The following is a 2322-nucleotide window of genomic DNA, read 5'->3' as shown; positions in this document are numbered from 1 at the left end:
CGAGACTACCGATTTATTCAAAATTTAAATGTATTACCCTACCCTTAGCGAAAAGCCTAACTAGACCGTTATGCCGCAAGTGCGATGCCGAAGGCACTGCGTAGCAGCACGCCGATCTTGTAGGGTGCGTTCCCTAATGTGACTCCTACTGGTCCACCGATCGATTTTTGGGGAACGCACCATGCACATTGATTGCAGCTGTGGATTAAAGTGCGATGCCGAAGGAACTGCGTAGCAGATCGCTGATCTTGTAGGTAGGAAACCCAACTCCCTCAAAACCAAGATTAAATGCAGTAGGATAGACGTGGGATAGATTTTCTCTTATTGCCGTGAGCGAAACCGTCTATATTGAAACCAGTATTTTGGGTCATCTAACCGCAAGACCAACAGAAAACCTGATTCTTGCCGCCAACATTAAGATTACACAAGACTGGTGGGATGAGTATAGTAGTTCATTGGTTCTGTATGTTTCGGAAATTGTTGAAGATGAAGCATCGAGAGGAGATTCAACAATTGCTACTCAAAGACAGAACTTGTTACAGTCCTTGATTTTTCTCGATCTAACCGAAGAAGCGATCGCTCTAGCACAAGAATTTCTACAACAAAGCAACCTACCCCCCAAAGCGTCTAATGATGCCTTACACATGGCACTAGCAACCGTTTATGGCTTAGACTATCTACTAACATGGAATTGTAAGCACATGGCAAACGCCCAAATCCAAAGAAAGCTATCCCAAATTAGTCTTGAGCTTGGATACAGGCTACCATTTGTTTGTACCCCTTACGAGTTCATCGGATTTAAGCTTCGAGGAGAATAACTATGTATAAAGATGAAATTGTCGAAGAAATTCATAAATATAGAGAAGAATACGCAAAATCTTTTAATTATGATCTCAAGGCAATATTTGACGATCTTAGAGAAAAGCAAATTGCCAGTGGACGTAAAGTTATTAAGCTCCCGATCAAGCGACAGTATAACAAATCACTGCACCCGACCGAGAGTTAGATCGTCTTCACGCACTGAAAGTTATTAGCTGTAGGGTGCGTTCCCTAAGGTGACTCCTACTGCTCCACCGATCGATTTTTGGGGAACGCACCATGCACATTGATTGCAGCTGTATTCCTTGGTGGGAGAGGTAGATTTAGGAAGATGCTATGATCCAAATTAGATAGCAACACCAGATGTTTAATATGTCCCTTATCGAACTCCTGCCAACTGTCAGTCAACTAACGCATCAAGACAAGCTCAGGCTTATTCACTATCTTTTGCTTGCAGTAGCCAAAGAGGAAGGATGTAGCCTAGACACTGCAAGTAATGAGCATAATGAAAATATGCTGATCAAGCAACTAGCGGTTACTAATGCGGTTGTCTGGTCGCCTCAAGCAGATCATCAAGCTGTTCACGCTTTGTCTGAGCTTTTGGTGTCGGCAAAGGGAGTATCAAATGCTTGACGGTCATCGCTTTTCTTTTACAGAACGGACTGACAGTTCTGGTCGGTCTAGCATCTTGCCATACTTGCCGCTAACCTTAACTGATGGAAAACAGTCAATAGAGGTTATGGCTTTATTGGATACGGGTGCTAGTGTTAATGTCTTACCCTACGAAATCGGATTACAGTTAGGGGCGGTCTGGGAAAATCAAACTGTTCAAATTCCCTTAAGTGGAAACCTTGTCCATAGTGAGTCACGAGGGCTGGTTTTGACTGGGACAGTTGCACATTTTGCTCCTGTTTTACTTGCCTTTGCGTGGACTCAATCAACAGATGTACCAGTAATTTTAGGTCACATGAACTTTTTTGCAGAATTTAATGTGTGCTTTTATCGAAACGAATTAGCTTTTGAGATTTGTCCGATCCAGAAATAAACTATTGCCAACCAATCCGCTGAACTTGTCATTTGCCGAACTGTTTTTACTTCGTAGCCAGTGCGATGCCGAAGGCACTGCGTAGCAGCACGCCGATCTTGTAGGGTGCGTTCCCTAATATGACTCCTACTGCTCCAGCGATCGATTTTTGGGGAACGCACCATGCACATTGATTGAAGCTGTAAGTCTAAATGCGATACCGAAGGCACTGCGTAGCAGATCGCTGATCTTGTAGAGACTTAGTAGGATGGGCATTAGCTCATCCTACAGACCTGTGAGATATTATAGAGAGGTCTCCAGAAGTCAAATCGTAATCAGGAGTTAGTATATGCAAGCAATCCTTTTAAGCCGTGAAGAAGTTGCTCAACGTGCAGAGAAACTGTACGAAAGCAGAATCCGCCAAGAGGTGGAAGTTGAAGAAAACATTGGCAAGATGGTCATCATTGACATTGAAACAG

General features: G+C 43.4%; 4 protein-coding genes. All 4 read left to right on the top strand.

Features of this window, described 5'->3' with window-relative positions:
* Positions 1 to 329 precede the first annotated feature (329 nt).
* The 4 genes from O9324_RS21730 to O9324_RS21715 all read left to right on the top strand — a co-directional run bounded on the left by O9324_RS21730 (position 330) and on the right by O9324_RS21715 (position 1864).
* Complete coding sequence (locus O9324_RS21730) at positions 330 to 818, top strand: type II toxin-antitoxin system VapC family toxin (protein WP_110580564.1); 489 nt, start codon at positions 330 to 332, stop codon at positions 816 to 818.
* Positions 819 to 820: 2 nt separating this feature from the next.
* On the top strand, positions 821 to 1006 hold the full coding sequence (locus O9324_RS21725; RefSeq protein ID WP_159294669.1) for a hypothetical protein: 186 nt from the start codon (positions 821 to 823) through the stop codon (positions 1004 to 1006).
* A 185-nt stretch (positions 1007 to 1191) separates the two neighbouring features.
* The gene (locus tag O9324_RS21720; RefSeq protein ID WP_043996091.1) at positions 1192 to 1452 is read left to right on the top strand and encodes a hypothetical protein; all 261 of its coding nucleotides are present in this window, start codon (positions 1192 to 1194) and stop codon (positions 1450 to 1452) included.
* Positions 1445 to 1864: a pepsin/retropepsin-like aspartic protease family protein gene (locus O9324_RS21715; RefSeq protein ID WP_288141286.1), complete on the top strand. Its 420-nt coding sequence runs from the start codon at positions 1445 to 1447 to the stop codon at positions 1862 to 1864. The genes O9324_RS21720 and O9324_RS21715 overlap by 8 nt, the downstream gene beginning before the upstream one ends.
* The last annotated feature ends 458 nt before the right edge of the window (positions 1865 to 2322 follow it).

It is taken from the genome of Microcystis sp. LE19-84.1B, assembly GCF_027531875.1.
GTDB lineage: Bacteria > Cyanobacteriota > Cyanobacteriia > Cyanobacteriales > Microcystaceae > Microcystis > Microcystis panniformis.
This window is presented reverse-complemented; position numbering and strand designations above follow the sequence as displayed.

Bases quoted from the DNA above. Each gene is read 5' to 3' on its own strand.
- O9324_RS21725 (WP_159294669.1), top strand. From the start codon at position 821: ATGTATAAAGATGAAATTGTCGAAGAAATTCATAAATATAGAGAAGAA.
- O9324_RS21720 (WP_043996091.1), top strand. From the start codon at position 1,192: ATGTCCCTTATCGAACTCCTGCCAACTGTCAGTCAACTAACGCATCAA.
- O9324_RS21715 (WP_288141286.1), top strand. From the start codon at position 1,445: ATGCTTGACGGTCATCGCTTTTCTTTTACAGAACGGACTGACAGTTCT.